A 23,774-nucleotide genomic window follows, 5' to 3' on the forward strand; every position below is an offset into this window, starting at 1 on the left:
GACTTCTTTTAGCCGATAAAGCGTCATCTGTCTGTCAGAAAAACTCACCTTCACGAACTAAGGTGAGTTTTTATTGTTGACAAATGTAGACGATGGGGTTATAATAAATCTACAAATGTAGACGAAAGGAGTGCTGATATGACCATTTCCAATAGTGAATGGGAAATCATGCGGGTGGTGTGGACTAAAAGCCAGACCACTAGCAGCGAGATTCTAGCGGTCCTCAGTCAAAAGACAGACTGGACAGCCTCAACAATCAAAACCCTGCTCAAACGCTTGGTGGATAAGGGTTATCTGACCACGACTAGGCGCGGTAAATCCTTTATTTACAGTGAGCTCATGTCAGAAGAAGATGCCCAGAATGCGCAGGCTGATGAGCTTTTTGATAAATTCTGCCAGCGCAAGCATGGGGCTATCATCAGGCATTTGGTGGACAAAACGCCCATGACCCTAGATGATATAGACCAGCTGCAAGCTCTGCTATTAGCCAAAAAAGCCAGCGCCGTGGAAGAGGTAGCTTGTAATTGTGTACCAGGACAGTGCCGCTGTCATGAGCATGTGGAGGTGAGAGAATGAAGGAAGAAACGTTTGTGATTGAGGGCATGACCTGTGCGTCCTGTGCTCTCACAGTAGAAAATGCGGTGAAGAAGATACCCAATGTCCAGTCGGCCGTGGTCAACTTGACGACTGAGAAGATGACGGTGGACTACGATCCAGCCAAGATTTCTGAGGCAGAGATTGAAAAAGCTGTCGCTGATGCGGGTTATGGTGCTAGCGTCTTTGACCCCGCTACTGCTAAATCTCAGGCAGAGCGCCAAGACGAGGCCACCCATAATATGTGGCACAAGTTTCTCTGGTCAGCCGTCTTTGCGGTGCCCCTGCTTTACCTGTCTATGGGCAGCATGATGGGGGCTTGGGTGCCAGATCTGCTTAACATGTCTACCCACCCTATGACCTATGCCTTAGTGCAGTTGCTCTTGACCCTGCCTGTCATGTATTTTGGCCGTCGTTTCTATGTCAATGGCTTTCGCACTCTCTTCAAGGGCCATCCTAATATGGACTCGCTTGTAGCCTTGGCTACTTCGGCCGCCTTTCTTTACAGTCTTTATGGCATCTATCACATCGCTTTGGGGCATGGCCATCACGCGCATGAGCTTTACTTTGAGTCGGTCGCCGTTATCCTGACCCTCATCACGCTGGGCAAGTATTTTGAAACCCTGTCAAAAGGTCGCACGTCAGATGCTATCCAAAAGCTCATGAAGCTGTCCGCCAAGGAAGCGACTGTCATCCGAGATGGTGTGGAAATGGCCGTGCCTATCGAAGATGTGGTTATCGGTGATGTGATGATCGTGAAACCTGGTGAAAAGATTCCTGTGGACGGTGTCGTTGTTTCCGGTCATTCGGCTATTGACGAGTCCATGTTGACAGGGGAATCTATTCCTGTGGAAAAGACCATAGACGACAAGGTTTACGGTGCTTCCATAAATGGACAAGGTTCACTCACCCTGCGTGCCGAAAAAGTCGGCGATGAGACCCTCTTGGCTCAAATCATCAAGCTGGTAGAAGACGCTCAACAAACCAAGGCGCCTATCGCCAAGATTGCAGACAAGGTGGCTGCGGTCTTCGTACCTGTGGTCATAGCCATTGCCCTTGTTTCTGGCCTCTTCTGGTACTTTGTCATGGGAAAAGATTTTGTCTTTGCCATGACCGTCGCCATTGCTGTGCTCGTTATCGCCTGCCCTTGTGCTCTGGGTCTGGCTACTCCAACGGCTATCATGGTCGGAACTGGCCGTGCTGCTGAAAACGGTATTCTCTACAAACGCGGTGACACGCTAGAAAATGCTCACCACATTGATACCATTGTCTTTGACAAAACTGGAACTATTACCCAAGGCAAACCTGAAGTTGTTGATGTCTTTACTTATGCGGGGGATGCTGGGGAACTTTTGGCTCGGGTAGCCTCTGTTGAAAAACTGTCTGAACATCCTCTTAGTCAGGCTATTGTGGAAAAAGCTGCCGCAGACGGCCTTGATTTGCAGGTAGTGACCAACTTCACCTCGCTAACAGGACGAGGCTTACAAGCTGACCTAGCTGGGCAAACCCTCTATATCGGTAACCGCAAGCTCATGCAAGACCAAAAGGTTGACCTAAGCGCAGCTGAATCAGCGGTGCTGGCAGCGACAGAAAAAGGACAGACGCCGATTTTCGTCTCGGCTAATGCGCAACTACTTGGCTTCATCGCTGTAGCTGATACCGTCAAAGAAGATAGCAAAGCTACCGTTGCTAGACTGCAAGAGAGAGACATTGACGTGGTCATGCTGACAGGGGACAATGCTAAGACTGCGCAAGCTATTGCCAAACAAGTTGGCATTAAAACCGTCATAAGCGAAGTCTTGCCAGACCAAAAATCGCAAGCCATCCAAAACCTGCAAAGTAAGGGCAAGATGGTTGCCATGGTCGGTGATGGCATCAACGATGCGCCCGCTTTAGCAACGGCTGATATCGGTATTGCTGTTGGTACAGGGACGGATATCGCTATTGAGTCGGCTGACATCATTCTCATGAAGCCTGAATTGTCCGACATCATCAAGAGCCTAGCTCTTAGCCGCCTGACCATCAAGGTCATTAAGGAAAACCTCTTCTGGGCTTTTATTTACAATATCTTGGCTATCCCAGTTGCTATGGGTGTCCTCTATCTATTCGGCGGTCCTCTGCTCAATCCAATGATTGCCGGTCTGGCCATGAGCTTCAGTTCAGTCTCCGTTGTCCTCAACGCACTGAGATTGAAATACATCAAGCTGAACTAGTGGCTTACTGATCCCAGAAAGAAAATCCCCTACTGGGTTAAAATCAAAAACACGTTTTTAAATAGCAAAGGAGTTTTAAAATGGAAAAAACATACGGAGTTATTGGCATGAAATGTGACGGTTGTGCCAAGACCGTTACTGAAAAATTATCCGCTGTCAAAGGTGTGGAAAAAGTTGTGGTTGACTTGGACAAAAAACAAGCAACCGTCACTGGGAAACCTTGGACCTTGTCCCTTAAACGTGCCTTGAAGGGCACTAAATTTGCCCTCGGCAAAGAAATTTAAAAAAGGTGGCGCAAGCCCCTTTTTTTCTATGATAAAAATGATACACTAGAGAAGTATGATAGTAGTCTTGGGTAAGGTAAGATAATGATAGATGTTTGATAGATTTTAATGATAATTGGAACTATCGCTTTTGTCCTCTCAGGATCTTTTGTTGCTATGAGTGAAGATTTTGGCATCCTGAGGATGTTCATCTTGGACTTTGTGACGGCCTTCGGTGGGGGAGTTATTCGTAATCTTCTCATCGGTCTGCTTATTAGTGCCCTCTGGAGCTAAGGTTCAGATTCCTATTTTGCCTTGGGGACTTGCTCATTTGCTGTTTCCAAACAGCATTGCCAAGGGGTGGATGAAGGCGGAGGTACTGGTCTTTCGGTCGTTAGCATTCAAGGTGCCTTGCAGGCAATCACATTAGGGCAATCTTTAAGTGCAGTGATTGTGGCAGCAGTCTTGACGGGAGCTGTTGGAGGTGTGGTTCGTGATGTCTTGGCTGGACGCAAACATGGTGTTCTCCGCAGTGAAGTCTATGCTGGCTGGTCTATTTTAGATTAGCATGGCACGCTGGATTATTATATACTAGTTGTCCTCTTGACCAGCCTGCGCATGATTGGCCGCTGGCGTCAAAGGTACTTACCCAAAATCAAATGAAAGGTAGAAGAAAATGATCAAACTAATTGCAATTGATATGGATGGCACCCTGCTCAACTCTAAAAAGGAAATTCCTACGGAGAATATTGAGGCCATCCAAAAAGCGGCAGCAGCGGGTGTTAAAATTGTCCTCTGTACTGGCCGGCCAAAATCAGGTATCGTGCCGTACTTTAACCAGCTTGGCTTGACTGAGGAAGAATATATTATTATGAACAATGGCTGTACCATTTACAATACCAAAAATTGGGAGTTGATTGACTACGCTCAAGTATCTCATCAAGAATTAGACATCCTCTATGCGGCTACTCAAAATCATCCAGAGGTCTGCCTGACTTTGACAGGTGAGAAGACTTATTTTGCGGTTGGTGACCGTGTGCCAGACCTTGTCCAGTACGATGCAGGTTTGGTCTTTGCTAGGGCCAAGGCTATCTCTTTTGAAAAACTAAAGGCAAATGATGAGATTATCTTCCAAGCTATGTATATGGCTGAAAAACCTTTACTTGATCCTTTTCAAGCTGAAAAAGAAGCAGAGCTGGCAGAGGATTTTTCTGTGGTGCGTAGCCAACCTTATATCTTTGAGGCTATGCCTAAAGGATTTACTAAAGCAACTGGTCTCAAGATTCTGGCTGACCAGCTAGGCTATTCTTCCGAGCAAGTCATGGCGTTAGGTGATGCAGCCAATGATCTTGAGATGCTAGAATTTGCCAGCCACAGCGTTGCCATGGGCAATGCCAGCGATGATATTAAGAAACATTGCCGCTATGTAACTAACAGCAATGATGAAGCAGGTGTCGCACAAGCTATCTACGATTATGTACTGTAGAGGAAAAATCTATAAAGTTACTCCTAGTTTTAAATCTCAGGTACACTATGATTTTGAGCTAAATGTGTTTTAAAATCTGTTTGAAAAGCCCAAATTGAGTGATCTGGCGGATTTTAAATAAAGATTTTTCGCTGTGATAAAGAAGCCTAAAACCACATGTGGTTTTAGGCTTTCAGAACTCATTTATTAGGAATGAAAATTTGACGGAAGTCATTACCGTCTGCCATCCCCTAAAGACGGTCTAAATTTTTGTTTACAAGCTAAGGCTAGGAAATCTTCCTAGCCTTGATTTTATAGTTAATTATCGGTCAGCGGAGACAAGGGAAGTCCGATTGAGGCCAAATCTTCTGCCGACACGGTCAGGTCATCAGCTACCCAATTGGACAGTACCGAGACAATGGCATTGCTCCAGAAGGAATTAGCATAGTGGGAATGTTGTCTACGTTTGTAACGTTGGTAGGCCTTGAGACGTTTGGAGACTACGGCGGTCAAGTTTGATTCAAGTTTTTGCTTGAAAATAAGTCTTAAAACCTGCGCTTCTTTTTGGGCTTCTGTCAGCAAGAAGAGCCAAGCCTGATAAGCCTGCGTTGTCAGATTGAAAGCTTTGATTCCTCTGAAAATACGTCGCACAATGTTAGATAAAATCCTATCAAAGATAGCTTCCTTGGAAGAGTAGTTGCGGTAGAAGGCATTTCTAGATACCCCAGCCTTGACAACTAGTTCGGATATGGTGATTTGTTGGAGTGGCTTCTTTTCTAGTAGCAAGAGCAGAGCTGTCTCAATGGCTTCGCGAGTGATTTTGCGAGCCTCTTGATTAGACTGCTGCAGATTTTGCAAGGATTTTTTAGATAATTTTTTTTCGGTCATTACAAATCCCTCCCAACTGTTACACCCGACGGTTTTTATGAGTAAATCAAAGTTTATAATGATATAATTTTAGGAGAAAATACTTTGTTTGTCAAACAAAAATCAGATCGGAGACTTTACTATGTCTTGGAAAATTGTTACAGATTCGGGTTGTGATTTCAGAAGTTTAGAAGATTTGTCACCTTACACGCAATTTCAGAATGTTCCTCTGACCATCCAGATTGGGTCGGAAGTTTTCATCGATGATGAAGGTCTTGATGTGGATAGGATGATGGCCAGCATGTATGCGTCGCAAAGCTCGGCCAGTTCAAGCTGTCCTAGCCCAGATTCCTTTCTAGAAGCCTACAAGGGAGCGGAGAATGTTATTGTTATCACTATCACAGGCTCTCTATCGGGCAGTCAAAATAGTGCGCAGCTAGCTAAGAATATCTTTTTAGAAGATCATCCTAACATCAACATTCACGTTATTGATTCCTTATCAGCAGGTGGTGAGATCGACTTGATTGTTTTGGAGCTCAATCGTCTGATCAAGCAAGGTTTATCTTTTGAAGAAGTGGTCGAGGCTATTACAGCTTATCAAGCTAAAACCAAGCTATTGTTTGTCTTAGCAAAAGTTGACAATTTGGTGAAGAATGGTCGTCTAAGTAAGTTAGTTGGTAAGGTAATTGGTCTGCTCAATATTCGTATGGTTGGGGAGGCTAGTGACCAGGGCACCTTGAAACTGTTGCAGAAGGCGCGCGGTCAGAAGAAGGCTGTACAGGCCAGCTTTGATGAGATGGTTAAAGCTGGCTATCAAGGCGGCCGTCTGGTTATTGCTCATGCTAACAATGAAAAAATCTGTCAGCAAATTTCTGAGAAAATTCGCGCGCGGTTTCCGGGTGCTGATATTATTTGCCAGCCTACCTCAGGTCTTTGCAGTTTCTATGCGGAAGATGGTGGTATTTTGATTGGCTATGAAATTGTTTAATATAAAAAAGGACTGAGTTGTAAAATTCAGCCCTTTTTAGCATGTTTTCGGATGGCAATTAGTGTAGTTAGAGTGATGAAAATATCCATGAGCAGGGCTGGATAGGCTTTGATGGTAAAATCATAAAAGGCCCAGAGTAGCATATTTTCAATGATAACCCAGCGCAGCCATTGAACCTTAGAGGTTAAAAAGGTTGTCACTGTGTAGGAAATGGATGATATGATGGGTAGCATCCCAATTATTCCCAAAGTGTTGACATAGCTACCTAAGGCCACTTGAATGACCACCAAAATGATGGTTGTCAGTAAAGAATCCCATTTCTTAATCATGAGAAGATTTCTGATAGTGGAGACAGCGATAGAAATAGCACCTGAAAAGCCACCCAGTAAGATGTTGGCAATCATGGTGAAAAAATAATCGGCAATCTGCCAAGTTAACATGCTTTCCTTGTTTTTGGCGAAGGAAGATGTAGCTAGACAAATAGCGCCGATTGTTGAAAATAGAAGTCCGATTGACATCTTATTGACCGCTGACTTCAGAATAATTAGTGCTAGTATCTGCTGTTTGCGACGCATAGGTTGCATTCGCTTCGGCACTGTAGCTGCTGACACTTGATTGAGCAGCAGTTTGATTAATAGCCTCTTGAACAGCATTTAGCCTGTTTTGTAACTCATTTTTCTTAGCTTCATTTGTCAAAGTATCAACCATAGTTTGAGCTTGTTCAACTTTAGTAGTGTTTTGATCTGCCTCTGCTTCACTGACAGCCCGTTCAGCTGTTTCTTGATTACCAACCTCGGTTGCTACTGCCTCAAGTCGAGTTTGCAATTCTTTTTTCTTGCTATCATCTTTGAGTTTATCAACAATTTCTTGTGTCAATGTAAGTGCTTTACGAGAAGGATTAGCTTCTAGGTCAGACAACAGAGCTTCTGCGTGGACCACTAGGTCTTCACTTGAATCTGAAGAAGATGAGCTTTGTTGTGTCTTGGTTACTGGTGACGATTCTGTTGTCTTGTGACCAAAGACGAAGTAGGTTCCGCCGGCAACAGCAATTAGGATAATACTAAGAATTAAATAAGCTATTTCGCTTTTTGAAGTTTTCATCTAGGCTCCTTTTTTATTTATCTATAAAATAAAATCATCTTACCTATTATAACGTGATTTAAGGAGAAATGAAACAGAAAAGTGAAATTATTCATTAGAATCAGTGGTAGGTACTTGGTTACTGTTATTATTACCTGAAGCAGGAGTTGGTATATCTGATGTACCACTATTGTTATTAGGCACTTCAGAAGGTGGAACGGGTGTTGTTTGATTAGAGCTACTTGGTGTAGGTACTGCTGATGGCTGGTTTACTTGATTGTTCTGAGCTTGGCTAGGTGTGGCAGGAGCAGCGGGTTGGTAATAAGGAACAGAGTTATCATCATCAGATGTATCATCGCTAGATTGGTAATAGCTTGAATCACTTGTAGCGCTTGCTTCAGTATAATCCGGTGATGCTTGTATTTGAGCATTTAGGGCTTGAGCCTCTAAAATAGCTTTCACGGTGTCGATGCGAGCCTGAAAGGCATCCTTTTTATCTTTCGTTTTAACCTTATTAATGCTATCTTGAGCAGCAGTCAGATTAGCATTGTTCTGCTCCTCTTCCAGTTTTTTTACAGCTGTTTCAGCTGATTTGATAGCCTTTTCTTCGGCTTTTTTTTCGGCAAGCTTGATTTTGATTTCATCTAACTTATTTCGCAATTTTTTCTTTTTATCTGAATCAGGAAGCTTGTTAAATTCTTTGTCAATAGCATTAATAGCAGATTCTGTCGGATTTTTCTCGATGTTGGTCAGTTCTTTTTCAAGCTTAGACCAGCTAACTTGTTGAACACTATGAGTTGCTTTTCTTTCCTTACTGCCTAATTTGGTACTTCCAAAATTAAAAAAGATAATTGTTGCACAAAGAAGCAATAGTACACTTGCAAGAAGGGCCCAGAGTTCTTTTTTTTCCAGTTTCATAATCTCTCCCAATGTTAGTTAATTTTTATCATTATATCATAAAATAGAGATTGTTTTATGGGATTTTCCTAATTTTATCCAATAATTGTTGTTGAAAATAGTTTCACAGCGTAGGACTGAAAGAAGCAAGCTTTGCTTATAGTCCGTGTTAGCGTTACTTTAAGGCTTTTTTAATCTATAATCTGATGCCTCTATAAAAATAGCGGCTACTTAAAAAATGGAATTTAGATGTTATTAAGAGTTGTAGCTGATACTGATTGCTACCTAGCCGAGGAGCTGGTTGACTGCCACAAAAAGACTGCTCATTTTGAGCGTAAAATTCGCAAGAGTCAAATTGAAGGTAAACGTATGAATAAAGGTGAATGCACTCCACTTGCTGGTATCAATTTCATTGATTTAATCACCCCCTGCACGAATATTACTAATCATGCTATGAACTTAGCAGAGAAGGTTCTTGAAAATATGATTTAATAGAGGGACCTTGCAATTTGAAAGGATTTCTTTATTTTTGAGTTTTGGTATAGACCGTTTACAAAGAAGATCAATAAGCGTATAATGGAGACGAGAAAATACGGAGGCTAAGACATGAAACAATTTGTAAAAGCAGACAAATTTTACTATCCGACAGAGACTAAAGAAGGCGGCTACTTGGCTTTGATTGATGGACGTTTTGGACAATGGCAGAGTCATGTGCCAGATGGAGCGGATGTTCTTGATTATTCAGGCTACCAAATTGCGCCTGGGTTGGTAGATACTCACATTCACGGCTATGCTGGTCACGATGTCATGGATTGTGACCCAGAGGGGATTTTAAAAATGAGTCAGGGTCTGCTCTCAACTGGTGTGACATCATTTCTCCCAACGACACTCACGTCCTCATTTGAACAGCTAGCAGAGGCTTCGGCAGTGGTTGCGGCAGTTGCTGGGACTGAGAAAGGTGCTAAAATCCGTGGTATCTATTTTGAGGGACCTTATTTTACTGAAAAGTACAAAGGAGCTCAAAATGCTTCTTACATGAAAAATCCTAGTTTGGAAGAATTCAATGTCTGGCAAAATGCGGCGCAAGGTCTTATCAAAAAAATCGCGCTAGCTCCTGAGCGTGAAGGGGTCGCAGACTTCGTCTCAACCCTGACAGCGCAAGGTGTGACGGTGGCGCTTGGTCATTCTAACGCAACCTATGACGAAGCTAAGGCCGCTGTTCAAGCAGGTGCTTCGGTCTGGGTGCACGCCTATAATGGCATGCGCGAACTTAATCACCGCGAACCTGGTATGGTGGGAGCAGTCTACAATCTTCCTAACACCTATGCTGAGCTGATTTGTGACGGTCACCATGTTTCACCTGTGGCATGCGATATTCTCATGCAGCAAAAGGGGCACGACCATGTGGCTATGATTACCGACTGTATGGCAGCTGGTGGTCAGCCAGATGGCGACTATATGCTGGGTGAATTTTCGGTGCTTGTAGAAAATGGTACAGCTAGGCTCAAGGATGGGGGAAATTTAGCTGGTTCAATTCTCAAACTAAAAGATGGGCTTAAAAATGTTGTTACTTGGGGGATTGCTAGTCCAGAGGAGGCTGTGCGCATGGTCAGTCTTGTTCCAGCTGTTTCAGTAGGTGTTGATGATGTCTGCGGACAAATCAAAGGTGGCTATGCAGCAGATTTTATCGTTTTGGACGAAGAGCTCAACCTAGTGGCAACATATCTGGATGGACAAAAGGTCTGGGAAGGGTAAATTCTGATTTTTCCTAGACATTCAAATGCATTTGTGCTAAAATAATCGTCAAGAAAGAATATTATTTCTAACCTTCTCTCAAGCGAGTTCGAGATAGTGGGAGTCGAACAGAGATGAGAAGTAATTGGCGCTTTCTCTTGATAGATTATCAAGTACAATCAGATAAAATGAAGTAATAAATTAGGGTGGAACCGCGTTTCAGACGCCCCTATGTCAGTTGGCATGGGAGCGAAGAAGACGGGGTTCTTTTGATTTCCCAGCGTCAGCTATTTTACAAAAATAAAAAAGGAGTTTATATGTCTAAAAAACTAACCTTCCAAGAGATTATCTTGACATTGCAACAATACTGGAATGACAAGGGTTGCATGCTGATGCAGGCTTACGATAATGAAAAAGGTGCTGGTACTATGAGTCCCTACACTTTCCTGCGCGCAATCGGTCCTGAGCCATGGAATGCAGCTTATGTTGAGCCATCACGTCGTCCTGCTGATGGCCGTTACGGTGAAAATCCTAACCGTCTTTACCAACACCACCAATTCCAAGTTGTCATGAAACCATCTCCATCTAACATCCAAGAACTTTACCTTGAATCATTGGAAAAATTGGGCATCAATTCGCTTGAACACGATATTCGCTTTGTTGAGGATAACTGGGAAAATCCGTCAACTGGTTCAGCTGGTCTTGGTTGGGAAGTTTGGCTCGATGGTATGGAAATCACGCAGTTCACCTACTTCCAACAGGTCGGAGGTTTGGCAACCAACCCTGTCACAGCTGAGGTGACTTATGGTTTAGAACGTTTGGCGTCTTATATTCAAGAGGTGGATTCTGTCTACGACATTGAGTGGGCACCGGGTGTTAAATACGGTGAAATCTTCTTGCAGCCAGAATATGAACATTCAAAATACAGCTTTGAAGTGTCTGACCAAGATATGCTGCTTGAGAACTTCGAAAAATTTGAAAAAGAAGCAGAGCGAGCTTTAGAATTAGGTCTGGTTCATCCAGCTTATGACTATGTTCTCAAATGTTCACATACCTTTAACCTGCTTGATGCACGCGGTGCGGTTTCAGTAACAGAGCGTGCTGGTTATATTGCTCGTATCCGTAATCTTGCTCGTGTTGTAGCCAAAACTTTCGTTGCAGAACGCAAGAAACTCGGCTATCCACTCTTGGACGAAACGACACGGGCAAAATTGTTGTCTCAAGAGCAAGAATAATAGTATATGACAACGATAGAGCAAATGGAGTGAGCCTACACTAGATCATTACCGCATATAACAGTATCATAAGCATTGCTCCTGACAACACGAGGAAACTAGCAAGACTTTAGAATCGACATGGTAGCAATGGAATACTAAAAGCAGTCGCTTATGTCCCCACTGCATAAGGTAATGACTACAAAGAAAGTAATTCTCGGAGAAATAAACATGACAAAAAATTTACTCGTAGAACTTGGTCTGGAAGAACTACCAGCCTATGTAGTTACACCAAGTGAACAACAATTGGGTCAACAGATGGCAGACTTTTTGAAGGAAAATCGTTTGTCTTTTGATACCATTCAAACTTTTTCAACGCCACGTCGTTTGGCAGTGCGTGTGATTGGACTTGCTGACCAGCAGACAGATCTGACTGAAGATTTTAAAGGGCCTTCTAAGAAGATTGCTTTGGACGCTGAAGGTCATTTCTCAAAAGCAGCGCAAGGCTTTGTTCGTGGTAAAGGCTTGACTGTTGACGATATCGAATTTCGCGAAGTCAAAGGCGAAGAATACGTTTACGTGACTAAACATGAAGCAGGAAAGCCAGCTCGCGAAGTGCTTGCAGGTATTCCAGAAGTGCTTGCCAGTATGACATTCCCAGTCAGCATGCACTGGGCTGGCAACAGCTTTGAGTACATCCGTCCTGTCCACACCTTGACCGTTCTTCTCGATGATGAGGCTTTGGATATGGATTTCTTGGACATTCATTCTGGTCGCATCAGCCGCGGACACCGTTTCCTTGGTCAGGAAACAGAGATTGCTAGTGCAGATAGCTATGAAGATGATTTGCGTAAAGTCTTTGTCATTGCAGATGCCAAAGAACGTGAAGCGCTGATCGTTGAGCAAATCAAGGCTATCGAAAAAGAGCAGAACGTTGTCGTAGACATTGATGCAGAGCTCCTTAATGAAGTACTCAACTTGGTTGAGTACCCAACTGCCTTCATGGGTTCTTTTGACACCAAATACCTTGAAGTACCTGAAGAAGTTTTGGTGACTTCTATGAAAAATCACCAGCGTTACTTTGTTGTCCGTGATTTGAATGGCAAGCTGAAACCAAACTTTATCTCAGTCCGTAATGGTAACGCAGAATACTTGGAAAATGTTATCAAAGGGAACGAAAAAGTTCTTGTTGCCCGCCTTGAAGACGGTGAATTCTTCTGGCGTGAAGACCAAAAGCTTAAAATTGCTGACCTGGTAGCTAAACTCGACCACGTCACCTTCCATGAAAAAATTGGTTCACTTTCTGAACATATGGAACGCAGCCGTGTTATCGCCAAGTATTTGTCAGAAAAAGCTGGTCTTTCTGCTGATGAAGCGGCATCTCTTGACCGTGCCGCTCAAATCTACAAATTTGACCTTTTAACTGGTATGGTGGGTGAATTTGATGAACTGCAAGGGATCATGGGTGAAAAATATGCTCTCTTAGCTGGTGAAGATGCGGCCGTTGCAGCGGCTATTCGTGAGCACTATTTGCCGAATTCAGCTGATGGAGATCTCCCAGAGACCAAGGTAGGGGCTGTTTTGGCTTTGGCGGATAAATTGGATACGCTGTTGAGTTTCTTCTCAGTTGGTCTCATTCCGTCAGGTTCAAATGACCCTTATGCGCTTCGTCGCGCGACTCAAGGAATTGTTCGTATCCTAGATGCTTTTGGTTGGCATATTCCAATGGATGAGCTTATTAATAGCCTATATGCTTTAAGTTTTGACAGTTTGACTTATGATAATAAGGTTGATGTTATCAATTTCATTAAGGCACGCGTGGATAAGATGATGGGCAAAACACCTAAGGATATCAAAGAAGCAGTCTTATCAGGTTCCACATTTGTCGTGCCAGATATGTTGGCAGCAGCAGAAGCGCTTGTAAAATCTGCTAAAGCTGACAATTACAAACCAGCGGTTGAATCCTTATCACGCGTCTTCAATTTGGCTGAAAAAGCTGACGCTGATGTGTCAGTTAACAGTAATCTCTTTGAAAATGATCAAGAAAAGGCTTTGTTTGACACTGTTTCAGCTCTTGAACTCAAAGGTACAAAAGCAGAACAACTTGCACAGCTATTTGCCCTTAGCCCAGTCATTGATGCCTTCTTTGACAATACCATGGTCATGACTGAAGATGAGAAAGTCAAAAATAATCGCTTAGCTATTCTCGTAACTCTAACCGATAAGGCTAAAACGGTTGCAGCTTTTAACAAGCTGAATACTAAGTGAGAAAACTTATAATATATATCGTTAATCTAACTTACACTAAACAACTTGAGGTTGTGGAAGAATATTTACCAAAACATATTTGATTTTTAGAGAAATATTATGCATCTAGGAACTTTATCTGTTATGGGAGAAAAGTCCACGGACAGGTGATATTATCCTCTGCTATGCGGAAACGAGAGAGAACTTGGATAAGATGATAGCAGATGATTCTTTTTTCAAAAATCAAGTAGCTAGCTATGAGGTAACAGAGTTCTTTCCAACAAAGTATGCAACTGATTTTAAACCATTTATTAACTCAATAAAGAAAGGAGACTTTCTAATGGAACCTAAAAAAATCGCTCGTATCAATGAGCTTGCTAAAAAGAAAAAAACAGTTGGTTTGACCAGTGAAGAGAAGGTTGAGCAAGCGAAACTTCGCGAAGAATACATTGAAGGTTACCGTCGCTCTGTTCGACACCATATCGCAGGCATTAAGATTGTCGACGAAGAAGGAAATGATGTAACACCAGAAAAACTCAAACAATTGCAACGTGAAAGAGGATTGCACGGCAGAAGCCTTGATGATCCAAATTCGTGATTTTCCTGAAGACGAATAAAGTGGCTGTTAGGCCACTTTTTTGTTTGTTTTTCTCAACCGTTTTCAGAAAAATATGTTAATTTGTGTTACAATAGAAGTTGGAAATCGTTTATTTGTTTTTTAATAGAAAGGTTGTGTCGTCATGACATTTGATGCTATTGATCAATTGGCAGTAAATACTGTCCGTTTCTTGTCTGTCGAGGCTATTCAAGCTGCGAATTCTGGTCACCCAGGTCTTCCTATGGGGGCTGCGCCTATGGCCTATGTTTTATGGAATCATGTGATGAATGCTAATCCTAAAACTAGCCGTACATGGACTAATCGTGACCGTTTTGTCCTTTCAGCTGGACATGGTTCAGCTTTGTTATACAGTTTGCTCCATCTTTCAGGCTACGATCTTAGTCTAGATGATTTGAAGAATTTCCGTCAATGGGCCTCTAAGACACCAGGTCATCCAGAAGTGGGTCATACTGATGGTGTTGAAGCTACGACTGGTCCACTTGGTCAAGGGATTGCTAATGCCGTTGGTATGGCTATGGCAGAAGCGCATTTGGCTGCAAAATTCAACAAACCAGGTTTTGATATCGTTGATCACTACACCTACGCCCTTAATGGTGATGGCTGTTTGATGGAAGGTGTCAGTCAAGAAGCTGCAAGCTTAGCAGGTCATCTAAAACTTGGCAAATTAGTGCTTCTCTATGATTCAAATGATATCTCCCTTGATGGTCCAACATCTATGGCATTTACCGAAGATATCAAAGGGAAATTTGAAGCTTACGGCTGGCAACATATCCTTGTCGAAGATGGTAATGACTTGGAAGCAATTGCTAGCGCTCTCGAAGCTGCTAAAGCTGAAAAGGAAAAACCAACCATTATTGAAGTGAAAACTATCATCGGTTTTGGTGCCGAAAAACAAGGAACGTCAGCGGTCCATGGTGCGCCGCTTGGTCAAGAAGGTATTGATTACGCAAAAAAAGCTCTTGGTTATGATTATCCTGTCTTCACTGTTCCAGGTGAGGTCGCTAAACGTTTTGAGGTAGGAATCAAGTTCCGTGGCGAAGCTGCTGAAAATGCTTGGAACACTAAGTTCCGTGAATACGAAAAAGCCTATCCAGAATTGGCTGCAGAATATAAGACGGCTTTCGCTAATGAAGCTGCACAAGTCAAATTGGCTGCACATGAGCTTGGTACAGCAGTAGCTAGCCGCGTTTCAAGCCAAGAGGCTATTCAACAAATCTCAGCACAGTTGCCAAACTTTTGGGGAGGTTCAGCCGACTTGTCAGCTTCAAATAATACCATGGTAAAAGCCGAAAGCGACTTCCAGTCAGATAATTATATTGGCCGCAACATTTGGTTTGGTGTTCGTGAATTTGCTATGGCTGCTGCAATGAATGGTATTGCTCTTCATGGGGGTACTCGCGTTTACGGAGGGACTTTCTTTGTCTTCTCAAACTATCTTCTTCCTGCTGTTCGTATGGCTGCACTGCAAAAATTACCAACTGTCTATGTCATGACGCATGATTCTATTGCCGTTGGGGAAGACGGACCAACTCATGAACCTATTGAACAGCTTGCAAGTGTTCGTTCAATGCCAAATCTCAATGTTATCCGTCCAGCAGATGGCAACGAGACCAATGCTGCTTGGCAACGTGCGCTTGCAGAGACAGATCGTCCAACCATGCTGGTTTTGACGCGCCAAAATCTTCCTGTTCTTGAAGGAACCAAAGAATTGGCTGCTCAAGGTATCAATAAAGGGGCCTATATCTTGTCAGAGGCTAAAGGAAAACTTGATGGTATCCTTATTGCCACTGGTTCAGAAGTTAAATTAGCGCTTGATACGCAAGCTGCTCTTGAAGAAGAGGGTATTTATGTACGAGTTGTTTCAATGCCAGCCCAAAATATCTTTGATGAACAAGATGCGGCCTATAAAGAGGAAGTTTTACCAGCCAAAGTGACTAAACGCTTGGCCATCGAAGCTGCTTCAAGTTTTGGTTGGGGCAAATATGTGGGCTTAAATGGTAAAACATTAACCATTGATACTTGGGGAGCTTCTGCACCAGGTAATCGAATCTTTGAAGAATATGGATTCACTAGCGAAAATGCAGTTAAGCTTTACAAATCATTGTAACTTGTGTGTTCTTTCTAGTAAGAGCATAGAAATTAACAGACTATAAAAAGATAGGTTAGAATGAAGCTTATCCTAATAAGACTATCGGGGGATAGTGAATGAAAAAACTATCCCCTTTTTGGCGACAGGCCTTTCACTTTTAACCTTGGTAGCTTGTGATTTTGATGATAGAGAGATCAGGTTCAGACTTATTCGTCAAGTCTGGTCTCATCAAGAAGTTCTGCTGCGTCATCATCAGCTTCTAGTGTTAGTTCATCTGCATCAGCCAGTATCTCAGAAGATGCTACCAAAAAGACAGCTCTTGCGGGTGCAGGTCTTTCAGCAGACCAAGTCACTTTTACGAAGGTCAAACAAGACTTAGAAGATGGCAAAACAGTTTACAAACTTGAATTTGTTAAAAATTTAGTGGAATATAGTTATACTATTGACAGTCGCGACGCTGCTATTCTTGAAAAAGAATCAGAAATTGTTAATGACTAGCCCTAATATGAGGAAACTTAGAAAGAAAAGCTGAAGAGTTGAGCTCGATGAGTTCAGCTCTTTTTTGCTAGCCTCAAATCTGCTAATCTGAGAGTTAAAGAGAATGGCTGAGCGCAGATTGTTTATTTAGGTCTGTTAGTTGCCTTTGTAGCACTGCAAAGCCATTTTTGCCAGCTCAAAACTTCTTCTGTAGTAGTCAGAAAATTAGTTCATTAACAAAATTCATTGTCCTGGACTGATCCTTACCAGTTTATGACAAAAGGATGTCAAGCGTTAATTTTTTATCATATTACCCTCATTTTACAGGAAATTGATTGACAAAAAAGAAGTTTTTTTGTATGATTTAGATAATTATTTTGTATTATTTTTGTAGTACAAATAATTTTATATCAAGAGGAGGGAAGCTATGGAAAAGGCTTGTCAAGCTCTATACAATGAAATTAAGTCAGTCTATGATAATAAGGATATTCGTTCCAATCCAGCCTTATCAAATATCCTGTTGAAGGCCTTGAATAAACTGATTAAGGCTAAAAATGTTCAGCAGATAGCGCTTAGTCTAAATCGCGAACTTCGCCTTTATGAAATGAGCCAGAAGGTACTAATGCCCAAGGATCTGCTTTTCTTAAAAAGCCTGACAAGAAAATTGTCAGCAGCTGGCTAAAATTGTTTTACTAAAGTCTAAGATGAGATTAGAAAAGAAGGGAATAACAATGATTGAGTTTAAACATGTTTCAAAACTATATGGTGATAAGACTGCTCTCAGTGATTTATCTCTGACAATCAATAATGGTGAAATTTTCGGTCTGATTGGTCACAATGGCGCTGGCAAGACAACGACAATTAGTATTTTGACCTCTATTATTGAGGCTAGCTATGGTGAAGTTTACGTTGATGGGGATTTATTAAGTGAGCATCGCGATGCTATCAAGAAAAAAATTGGTTATGTTCCAGATTCACCCGATATTTTTCTTAATTTGACAGCTAATGATTACTGGCATTTTTTGGCTAACCTTTATGAAGTTCCCAAAGAAGCGGCTGACCAGCGCATTAGTGAATTAAGCCGCCTGTTTGACCTGACTGAACAGTCTAATGATACGATTGATAGCTTCTCACATGGGATGCGACAAAAGGTTATCGTTATTGGAGCTCTCGTTTCCAATCCCGATCTCTGGATTTTGGATGAGCCTTTAACAGGACTAGACCCCCAAGCCTCTTTTGACTTAAAAGAAATGATGAGGGAGCATGCGAGAAGCGGAAAAACCGTCCTTTTCTCAACTCATGTCTTGTCTGTAGCGGAACAATTATGCCATCGTATCGGTATTTTGAAACAAGGGAAGCTCATTTTTGTCGGTACCTTGGAAGAATTAAAGACTAGTCATCCTGGTCAGGATTTGGAGAGCATTTATCTGGATATTGCAGGACGTAAAGCCCAAGAAGAGGGGGGAGTATCATGAGATGGTCTACCGTTTGGGAATTATTTAAAATTAATATTCTCTACTCTAATCCACAAGCTCTTACCAATATTAAAAATAAGCAGAAAAAGAGACCCAAGAAGAATTTTTCAGCCTATAAAAGCGTCTTGAACCAGCAGATTATGACCATGGTTCTTTTCCTCTTTATCTATATTTTTATGTTTGTTAATATAAACTACAAAAACTACCCTGGTTTCTTTTCCTTTTATATGGCTATCTTTTTTATGCTATCCTTGGTGTCTGCTTTTTCGGCTATGTACTCCGTTTTTTACGAAAGCAATGATGTCAAACTCTATGTTTACTTGCCAATCAAGCCATCAGAGCTCTACTTAGCTAAATTATTGTCCTCAATGGGCATGGGATCTATTTTCTTGATGCCGATTTTGCCTTTAATGCTCATAGCTTATTGGCAAATCTTAGGTGGACCGCTAGCAATCTTTCCAGCCCTTTTGAATTTCATCGTTATGGTCGTTAGTTCAAATGCCCTGTCTCTTTATATCAATAGTTTGTTTGGAAAAATTATTATGAGGAGTCCTCATCGTAAGCTAATTTCAACGATTTTGTTGCTTCTTTCGACTATGGGCGCTATGGGATTTGTTCTTTATTTGAATGTTATTAATCAATCTAGTCTTTCAAGTCAAGGACAGCTTACAGATCGTGCTTTGATTCCTTATTTTAGAGGTTTTTATGATGTAGTTCATGTTCCTTTCAGGTTGGTAACTCTTGTTAATTATTGGTTGCCTCTTATACTTGTCGCAGGGCTGATTGTCCATATCATCAAATCTGTCATGCCTAAATACTATGAAGAGAGCCTCTATCAGACAATCTCAGGATCTAAAAAGAAGGTTAGGACCTTTAAGGAGCAAACCATCACTAAAGTGATGGTCAAACACCATTTGTCTACGCTGGGCAATGCCTCTCTCTTGGTTCAGTCTTTCATCATGCCTATTACTTTCTTCATTATTTTTCTGACACCTAGTCTGTCTAATGGTCTTGACTTTGCTGCCTTGATTCCTTGGCAATATTTTGGGGTAGCTCTCTTGACTGGTGCCCTTATCGGGACAACTTGTTCCCTCCCCACCTCACTTTTAGCTGTTGGCATGTCCTTGGAAAAAGATAATTTCATTTATTTTAAATCCTTACCCCTGAATTTCAAGCAATTCTTGAAGCAAAAATTCTTGGTTCTCTATTTAGTTCAAATCGGAGTGCCTCTCCTTATCTATCTTTTGGTGACGCTCTTATTAATGCATTTAAATCCTCTCATTGTCCTCTTTTTCCTACTTGGGCTTGCCTTAGGAACCCTCATTCAAGGACAGTTCATGTACAAGCGTGATTACAAGAATTTGGTACTTAACTGGCAGGATATCACCCAGCTGTTTTCTCGCAGTGGTGGACAATGGCTGAGCTTCGGTCTGATGATGGGAGATTTCTTTTTAGGAGCCATACTGATTGGATTAACTGTTTTCCTATCTCTAGTGACCAATGCCTTGGCTGTTAACCTTGTTTTAGTCATTTTAGTGGTCTTTGCCGGTCTTCTTTTGCAAGTTTTTCTTCATAAGAGTTTCTGGGCAAAGCTAAAATAATAAGTCAGCACTAATTTAGTAAAAATTAGTGCTTTTTAATATTTATTTATGCTATAATCGTCTTATGAAACGAAATTTTGAAGCTATAAAACGTATTGTTATTAAAATCGGGACCAGTTCACTGGTTTTGCCAAATGGGAAAATTAATTTGGCGAAAATTGACCAATTGGCTTTTGTTATTTCAAGCCTGATGAATAAGGGATTGGAAGTTACCTTAGTCTCATCAGGTGCTATGGGTTTTGGGCTGAATATGCTTGACCTAGCTAAGCGCCCCAAAGAACTTGCTCAGCAACAAGCAGTTTCTAGTGTTGGTCAGGTGGCCATGATGAGCCTTTATTCGCAGATTTTCTCTCACTATCAGACCACCGTATCGCAAATTCTATTGACACGGGATGTTGTGGAGTATCCAGAAAGTCTAGGAAATGTTACCAATGCCTTTGAGAGCCTCTTCAAACTGGGCATTGTTCCCATTGTTAATGAAAACGACGCCATCAGCGTCGAAGAAATGGATCACATCACCAAATTTGGTGATAATGACCGCTTATCGGCTGTTGTTGCTAAAATCACAAAGGCAGATTTGTTAATTATGCTGTCAGATATTGATGGTCTCTTTGACAAAAATCCAACAGTTTATGAAGACGCTCAATTGCGCAGCTATGTTCCTGAAATTACTGATGAGATCCTTAAATCAGCTGGTGGAGTAGGTAGTAAATTTGGAACGGGTGGCATGCTCAGCAAAATCAAGAGTGCCCAGATGGTTTTTGAGAATGGTGGTCAGATGGTCTTGATGAATGGAGAAAAACCACGCGATATTCTGCGTGTTTTAGATGGTGCACCACTTGGAACCCTCTTTGCTCAGAAATAGAAAGGGAGCAGCTATGACATATATTGAAGAACTAGGAAAAAAGGCCAGACAGGCTAGCACAGACTTAGTTAAGCTTGGAACAGCACAAAAAAATGCCCTTCTCATACAAGTTGCGGCTGATTTGATTGAAAATACTGATTATATCTTGTCTGAAAATCAGAAAGACCTCGACTTAGCTGAAAAACACGGTATTTCGTCTATCATGTTGGATCGCTTACGCCTAGATGCTGACCGTTTGCAAGGCATTGCCCAAGGTGTGCATCAGGTAGCCGATTTGCAGGATCCCATTGGTCAAGTGGTTCGCGGCTATACTAATTTAGATGGTTTAAAGATTGTTCAAAAACGCGTACCCCTTGGTGTCATTGCTATGATTTTTGAAAGCCGTCCAAATGTTTCTGTAGACGCTTTTAGTTTGGCTTTCAAGACTGGCAATGCTATTATTCTTCGTGGTGGTCGTGATGCTATCGCCTCAAATACAGCTTTAATCAATGTCATTCGTCAAACCTTGGTCAATGCTGGAATTAATCCCAATGTTGTGCAATTAGTAGAAGATACAAGTCATGAAGTGGCCGAGGAGCTCATGCAAGCCATCGCTTACATTGATGTTCTTATTCCACGTGGAAGCGGTCGTCTTATCCAAACTGTTAAGGAAAAATCCAAAGTTCCTTTCATTGAGACAGGCGTTGGTAATGTGCACATTTATGTTGACGATTCAGCGGATCTTGAAATGGCGGTGCAAATTGTAATAAATGCTAAGACACAGCGTCCTAGCGTTTGTAATGCAGCAGAAAGCTTAGTCGTTCATCGAGCGATAGCAGAGCAGTTTCTGCCAAAATTAGAAGAAGCTTTGGATGCTGTACAAGCAGTGGAATTTCGTGCAGACTCAGCAGCGCTAGCTATTTTCCGAAAGGCAGTTCCAGCTGAAGAAGAAGATTATGGTACAGAATTTTTGGACTATATCATGTCTGTCAAAGTGGTTGACGACTTAGATGAGGCGATTGGGTGGATAAACAAGTATAGCAGCCACCATTCGGAAGCTATTGTGACGCGCGACATCACTCATGCAGAACAATTCCAAGAACAGATTGATTCAGCCGCTGTTTATGTTAATGCTTCGACACGTTTTACAGACGGATTTGTCTTTGGATTGGGTGCAGAAATCGGTATTTCAACGCAAAAACTACACGCGCGTGGGCCAATGGGCTTGGAAGCTTTGACCAGTACAAAATTCTATATCAATGGGAATGGTCAAGTTAGAAAGTAAGTAAGCTGTTAGGTGAGATTGATGAGCAGGAAAAAGGAATTATTGGAAGCTAGAAGCGCTTTAGAGAGGGCTTTAACTCAAGTGACATTAGTCAAAAAAGAGGTTCAATCAGCTCAAAATTGGGGTCTTTTTGATATTTTTGCAGGTGACTTCTTTATTAGTCTCCTTAAGCGAAATAAGATTACTCGAGTCAATGAGTACATGGAACAATTAAAACAAACCTTGGTTCAAGCGCAAAAAGAGTTGGCTGATATCAACATGGAGCTGCTTACGGATATTTCAAACAACTCAAGCGATTATTTCTGGGATGTTTGGTTTGATAATATTTTCACCGATTTTCGTGTCCAAGGTCAGTTAGATAAGGTTGCAGATCAGCTGGAAAAACTGGAACATCAGCTGAAGTTCATATTAAAGGATATTCAAAAAATTTTGACGACTTTGTAAGAAAAGATAAATCAGGAGCTTGCTATTAAGGCGGTCCCTGATTTCTTTTTTCTTTTATAAAATAGATAAATTATGGTAAAATAAGAGCTATGACAAGAGATTTTCATCATATTACTGTGCTCTTACGTGAGACGATTGATATGCTTGATGTCAAACCAGATGGCATCTATGTTGATGCTACGCTTGGAGGAGCAGGGCACAGTAAATACTTACTTTCGCAATTAGGCCCAAATGGACATTTATATGCCTTTGATCAAGATCAAAAGGCAATTGATAATGCTAAAAATCGTTTGAAAGATTATGTAGACAATGGTCAAGTGACGTTTATCAAAGATAATTTTAGAAATCTTCAATCTTCCTTAGCTGATTTAGGTGTTACAGAGATTGACGGAATTTGTTACGATTTAGGTGTTTCTAGTCCGCAGCTGGACGAGCGTGAGCGTGGCTTTTCTTACAAACAAGATGCTCCGCTCGATATGCGAATGAATCAAGACCAGCCTTTAACAGCTTATCAAGTTGTTAATACTTATGACTACCATGATTTGGTGCGCATTTTCTTTAAATACGGCGAAGATAAATTTTCAAAACAAATTGCTCGAAAGATTGAGCAGGCTAGGCAAATCAAGCCCATTGAAACAACGACTGAACTGGCTGAGATTATCAAGTCAGCTAAGCCAGCCAAAGAATTGAAGAAAAAAGGGCATCCTGCTAAGCAAATTTTTCAAGCTATTCGTATTGAGGTTAATGATGAGCTAGGAGCAGCAGATGAGTCCATTCAACAGGCTATAGATTTGTTGGCGGTGGACGGACGTATCTCGGTGATTACTTTTCATTCGCTTGAGGATCGTTTGACCAAGCAATTATTCAAGGAAGCTTCAACAGTTGAGGTTCCTAAGGGATTACCTTTTATTCCAGAAGATTTGCAGCCTAAATTAGCATTAGTCAATCGCAAACCCATCTTGCCAAGCCAAGAAGAATTGGAAGTTAACAATCGTGCCCACTCAGCGAAGTTAAGAGTGGCTAGAAAAATTCGACAATAAAGTGAAATCTTATGACAAATGAAAAACAAACTGAAGCGTTGACAGATGTCTTGCAAAGAAGAATTAGAACTTTCTCCCGTGTGGAGAAGGTCTTTTATGGTTCTATCATTCTAACAGCTATTACCATGGCTATTGGCATTATTTTTCTACAAAGTCGCAATCTACAAGTTCAACAGGATATTACTAGCCTGAATAAAGCCATTAGCGAGCAACAAGTACAGCTTGATAATGCCAAACAGGAAGTCAATGAGTTATCTAACCGTGATCGCATTACTAAGATTGCTGAGAAAGCAGGCCTTAGTAATCAGCAGAATAATATCCAAAAGGTGGACTAGTCA

At 41.7% G+C, this 23,774-nt stretch carries 23 protein-coding genes and 1 pseudogene; 20 read left to right on the forward strand and 4 right to left on the reverse strand.

Translation table 11 applies throughout. From position 1 onward, the window contains the following. The first annotated feature begins 138 nt into the window (after positions 1 to 138). The 5 genes and pseudogenes from A3GS_RS0110920 (at position 139) to A3GS_RS0110945 (ending at position 4,556) form a co-directional block, all read left to right on the forward strand. On the forward strand, positions 139 to 576 hold the full coding sequence (locus A3GS_RS0110920; protein WP_018365430.1) for a CopY/TcrY family copper transport repressor: 438 nt from the start codon (positions 139 to 141) through the stop codon (positions 574 to 576). Then, entirely contained in the window at positions 573 to 2,807 is a 2,235-nt protein-coding gene (locus tag A3GS_RS0110925; RefSeq protein ID WP_018365431.1) for a heavy metal translocating P-type ATPase, read from the forward strand. The genes A3GS_RS0110920 and A3GS_RS0110925 overlap by 4 nt, the downstream gene beginning before the upstream one ends. A gap of 80 nt (positions 2,808 to 2,887) precedes the next feature. Further along, positions 2,888 to 3,091, forward strand: a complete 204-nt coding sequence (locus A3GS_RS0110930) for a heavy-metal-associated domain-containing protein (RefSeq protein WP_018365432.1) — start codon at positions 2,888 to 2,890, stop codon at positions 3,089 to 3,091. Positions 3,092 to 3,199: 108 nt separating this feature from the next. After that, positions 3,200 to 3,733, forward strand: a pseudogene (locus A3GS_RS11930) (trimeric intracellular cation channel family protein). A gap of 13 nt (positions 3,734 to 3,746) precedes the next feature. Continuing rightward, positions 3,747 to 4,556 carry a Cof-type HAD-IIB family hydrolase gene (locus A3GS_RS0110945; protein WP_018365433.1) on the forward strand — a complete coding sequence of 270 codons (810 nt, stop codon included), beginning with the start codon at positions 3,747 to 3,749 and terminating at the stop codon, positions 4,554 to 4,556. A gap of 297 nt (positions 4,557 to 4,853) precedes the next feature. On the opposite strand, the gene A3GS_RS0110950 is transcribed toward A3GS_RS0110945, so the two are convergent. Continuing rightward, entirely contained in the window at positions 4,854 to 5,423 is a 570-nt protein-coding gene (locus A3GS_RS0110950; protein WP_018365434.1) for a TetR/AcrR family transcriptional regulator, read from the reverse strand. Between the two features lie 121 nt (positions 5,424 to 5,544). Between A3GS_RS0110950 and A3GS_RS0110955 the strand changes: the two genes are divergently transcribed. Continuing rightward, entirely contained in the window at positions 5,545 to 6,390 is an 846-nt protein-coding gene (locus tag A3GS_RS0110955) for a DegV family protein (protein WP_026216391.1), read from the forward strand. 26 nt (positions 6,391 to 6,416) lie between these two features. Here A3GS_RS0110955 and A3GS_RS0110960 read toward each other — a convergent pair whose 3' ends face one another. From A3GS_RS0110960 to A3GS_RS12090, 3 genes are all read right to left on the reverse strand, one after another. Beyond that, positions 6,417 to 6,908, reverse strand: a complete 492-nt coding sequence (locus A3GS_RS0110960; protein ID WP_026216392.1) for a YgjV family protein — start codon at positions 6,906 to 6,908, stop codon at positions 6,417 to 6,419. A 1-nt stretch (position 6,909) separates the two neighbouring features. After that, positions 6,910 to 7,491, reverse strand: a complete 582-nt coding sequence (locus A3GS_RS0110965) for a hypothetical protein (protein ID WP_018365437.1) — start codon at positions 7,489 to 7,491, stop codon at positions 6,910 to 6,912. An 87-nt stretch (positions 7,492 to 7,578) separates the two neighbouring features. Beyond that, positions 7,579 to 8,388 carry a RodZ family helix-turn-helix domain-containing protein gene (locus A3GS_RS12090; protein ID WP_018365438.1) on the reverse strand — a complete coding sequence of 270 codons (810 nt, stop codon included), beginning with the start codon at positions 8,386 to 8,388 and terminating at the stop codon, positions 7,579 to 7,581. A 228-nt stretch (positions 8,389 to 8,616) separates the two neighbouring features. Between A3GS_RS12090 and A3GS_RS0110975 the strand changes: the two genes are divergently transcribed. The 14 genes from A3GS_RS0110975 (at position 8,617) to ftsL (ending at position 23,771) form a co-directional block, all read left to right on the forward strand. Then, on the forward strand, positions 8,617 to 8,859 hold the full coding sequence (locus A3GS_RS0110975; RefSeq protein WP_018365439.1) for a hypothetical protein: 243 nt from the start codon (positions 8,617 to 8,619) through the stop codon (positions 8,857 to 8,859). A gap of 114 nt (positions 8,860 to 8,973) precedes the next feature. Next, on the forward strand, positions 8,974 to 10,122 hold the full coding sequence (gene nagA, locus A3GS_RS0110980) for an N-acetylglucosamine-6-phosphate deacetylase (RefSeq protein WP_018365440.1): 1,149 nt from the start codon (positions 8,974 to 8,976) through the stop codon (positions 10,120 to 10,122). Between the two features lie 296 nt (positions 10,123 to 10,418). Then, positions 10,419 to 11,336, forward strand: a complete 918-nt coding sequence (glyQ, locus tag A3GS_RS0110985; protein ID WP_018365441.1) for a glycine--tRNA ligase subunit alpha — start codon at positions 10,419 to 10,421, stop codon at positions 11,334 to 11,336. A gap of 210 nt (positions 11,337 to 11,546) precedes the next feature. After that, positions 11,547 to 13,583, forward strand: a complete 2,037-nt coding sequence (gene glyS, locus A3GS_RS0110990; protein ID WP_018365442.1) for a glycine--tRNA ligase subunit beta — start codon at positions 11,547 to 11,549, stop codon at positions 13,581 to 13,583. Positions 13,584 to 13,902: 319 nt separating this feature from the next. Then, complete coding sequence (locus A3GS_RS0110995; protein WP_018365443.1) at positions 13,903 to 14,160, forward strand: DUF896 family protein; 258 nt, start codon at positions 13,903 to 13,905, stop codon at positions 14,158 to 14,160. Between the two features lie 142 nt (positions 14,161 to 14,302). After that, the gene (gene tkt / locus A3GS_RS0111000) at positions 14,303 to 16,288 is read left to right on the forward strand and encodes a transketolase (protein WP_018365444.1); all 1,986 of its coding nucleotides are present in this window, start codon (positions 14,303 to 14,305) and stop codon (positions 16,286 to 16,288) included. A gap of 886 nt (positions 16,289 to 17,174) precedes the next feature. Continuing rightward, positions 17,175 to 17,429, forward strand: a complete 255-nt coding sequence (locus tag A3GS_RS0111010) for a bacteriocin immunity protein (RefSeq protein WP_018365446.1) — start codon at positions 17,175 to 17,177, stop codon at positions 17,427 to 17,429. A gap of 49 nt (positions 17,430 to 17,478) precedes the next feature. Continuing rightward, positions 17,479 to 18,222: an ABC transporter ATP-binding protein gene (locus A3GS_RS0111015; protein ID WP_018365447.1), complete on the forward strand. Its 744-nt coding sequence runs from the start codon at positions 17,479 to 17,481 to the stop codon at positions 18,220 to 18,222. Further along, positions 18,219 to 19,823 carry a hypothetical protein gene (locus A3GS_RS0111020; protein WP_018365448.1) on the forward strand — a complete coding sequence of 535 codons (1,605 nt, stop codon included), beginning with the start codon at positions 18,219 to 18,221 and terminating at the stop codon, positions 19,821 to 19,823. The genes A3GS_RS0111015 and A3GS_RS0111020 overlap by 4 nt, the downstream gene beginning before the upstream one ends. 64 nt (positions 19,824 to 19,887) lie before the next feature. Further along, entirely contained in the window at positions 19,888 to 20,688 is an 801-nt protein-coding gene (gene proB, locus A3GS_RS0111025) for a glutamate 5-kinase (RefSeq protein WP_018365449.1), read from the forward strand. Between the two features lie 13 nt (positions 20,689 to 20,701). After that, the gene (locus A3GS_RS0111030; RefSeq protein ID WP_018365450.1) at positions 20,702 to 21,952 is read left to right on the forward strand and encodes a glutamate-5-semialdehyde dehydrogenase; all 1,251 of its coding nucleotides are present in this window, start codon (positions 20,702 to 20,704) and stop codon (positions 21,950 to 21,952) included. Positions 21,953 to 21,973: 21 nt separating this feature from the next. Then, the gene (locus tag A3GS_RS11940) at positions 21,974 to 22,396 is read left to right on the forward strand and encodes a hypothetical protein (RefSeq protein WP_018365451.1); all 423 of its coding nucleotides are present in this window, start codon (positions 21,974 to 21,976) and stop codon (positions 22,394 to 22,396) included. 89 nt (positions 22,397 to 22,485) lie between these two features. After that, positions 22,486 to 23,436 carry a 16S rRNA (cytosine(1402)-N(4))-methyltransferase RsmH gene (gene rsmH / locus A3GS_RS0111040; protein ID WP_018365452.1) on the forward strand — a complete coding sequence of 317 codons (951 nt, stop codon included), beginning with the start codon at positions 22,486 to 22,488 and terminating at the stop codon, positions 23,434 to 23,436. A gap of 11 nt (positions 23,437 to 23,447) precedes the next feature. Then, the gene (ftsL, locus tag A3GS_RS0111045; RefSeq protein ID WP_018365453.1) at positions 23,448 to 23,771 is read left to right on the forward strand and encodes a cell division protein FtsL; all 324 of its coding nucleotides are present in this window, start codon (positions 23,448 to 23,450) and stop codon (positions 23,769 to 23,771) included. The last annotated feature ends 3 nt before the right edge of the window (positions 23,772 to 23,774 follow it).

It is taken from the genome of Streptococcus caballi DSM 19004, assembly GCF_000379985.1.
Taxonomy (GTDB): domain Bacteria; phylum Bacillota; class Bacilli; order Lactobacillales; family Streptococcaceae; genus Streptococcus; species Streptococcus caballi.

What these genes read in the sequence shown, in the direction of transcription:
- A3GS_RS0110995 (WP_018365443.1), top strand. Translation starts at nt 13,903, where the DNA reads ATGGAACCTAAAAAAATCGCTCGTATCAATGAGCTTGCTAAAAAGAAA.
- A3GS_RS0110955 (WP_026216391.1), top strand. Translation starts at nt 5,545, where the DNA reads ATGTCTTGGAAAATTGTTACAGATTCGGGTTGTGATTTCAGAAGTTTA.
- A3GS_RS11940 (WP_018365451.1), top strand. Translation starts at nt 21,974, where the DNA reads ATGAGCAGGAAAAAGGAATTATTGGAAGCTAGAAGCGCTTTAGAGAGG.
- A3GS_RS0110975 (WP_018365439.1), top strand. Translation starts at nt 8,617, where the DNA reads ATGTTATTAAGAGTTGTAGCTGATACTGATTGCTACCTAGCCGAGGAG.
- A3GS_RS0110945 (WP_018365433.1), top strand. Translation starts at nt 3,747, where the DNA reads ATGATCAAACTAATTGCAATTGATATGGATGGCACCCTGCTCAACTCT.
- A3GS_RS0110950 (WP_018365434.1), bottom strand. Translation starts at nt 5,423, where the DNA reads ATGACCGAAAAAAAATTATCTAAAAAATCCTTGCAAAATCTGCAGCAG.
- rsmH (WP_018365452.1), top strand. Translation starts at nt 22,486, where the DNA reads ATGACAAGAGATTTTCATCATATTACTGTGCTCTTACGTGAGACGATT.
- A3GS_RS12090 (WP_018365438.1), bottom strand. Translation starts at nt 8,388, where the DNA reads ATGAAACTGGAAAAAAAAGAACTCTGGGCCCTTCTTGCAAGTGTACTA.
- A3GS_RS0110925 (WP_018365431.1), top strand. Translation starts at nt 573, where the DNA reads ATGAAGGAAGAAACGTTTGTGATTGAGGGCATGACCTGTGCGTCCTGT.
- glyQ (WP_018365441.1), top strand. Translation starts at nt 10,419, where the DNA reads ATGTCTAAAAAACTAACCTTCCAAGAGATTATCTTGACATTGCAACAA.
- ftsL (WP_018365453.1), top strand. Translation starts at nt 23,448, where the DNA reads ATGACAAATGAAAAACAAACTGAAGCGTTGACAGATGTCTTGCAAAGA.
- A3GS_RS0111030 (WP_018365450.1), top strand. Translation starts at nt 20,702, where the DNA reads ATGACATATATTGAAGAACTAGGAAAAAAGGCCAGACAGGCTAGCACA.
- nagA (WP_018365440.1), top strand. Translation starts at nt 8,974, where the DNA reads ATGAAACAATTTGTAAAAGCAGACAAATTTTACTATCCGACAGAGACT.
- A3GS_RS0111020 (WP_018365448.1), top strand. Translation starts at nt 18,219, where the DNA reads ATGAGATGGTCTACCGTTTGGGAATTATTTAAAATTAATATTCTCTAC.
- A3GS_RS0110930 (WP_018365432.1), top strand. Translation starts at nt 2,888, where the DNA reads ATGGAAAAAACATACGGAGTTATTGGCATGAAATGTGACGGTTGTGCC.
- A3GS_RS0110920 (WP_018365430.1), top strand. Translation starts at nt 139, where the DNA reads ATGACCATTTCCAATAGTGAATGGGAAATCATGCGGGTGGTGTGGACT.
- A3GS_RS0110960 (WP_026216392.1), bottom strand. Translation starts at nt 6,908, where the DNA reads ATGTCAATCGGACTTCTATTTTCAACAATCGGCGCTATTTGTCTAGCT.
- A3GS_RS0110965 (WP_018365437.1), bottom strand. Translation starts at nt 7,491, where the DNA reads ATGAAAACTTCAAAAAGCGAAATAGCTTATTTAATTCTTAGTATTATC.
- glyS (WP_018365442.1), top strand. Translation starts at nt 11,547, where the DNA reads ATGACAAAAAATTTACTCGTAGAACTTGGTCTGGAAGAACTACCAGCC.
- A3GS_RS0111010 (WP_018365446.1), top strand. Translation starts at nt 17,175, where the DNA reads ATGGAAAAGGCTTGTCAAGCTCTATACAATGAAATTAAGTCAGTCTAT.
- tkt (WP_018365444.1), top strand. Translation starts at nt 14,303, where the DNA reads ATGACATTTGATGCTATTGATCAATTGGCAGTAAATACTGTCCGTTTC.
- A3GS_RS0111015 (WP_018365447.1), top strand. Translation starts at nt 17,479, where the DNA reads ATGATTGAGTTTAAACATGTTTCAAAACTATATGGTGATAAGACTGCT.
- proB (WP_018365449.1), top strand. Translation starts at nt 19,888, where the DNA reads ATGAAACGAAATTTTGAAGCTATAAAACGTATTGTTATTAAAATCGGG.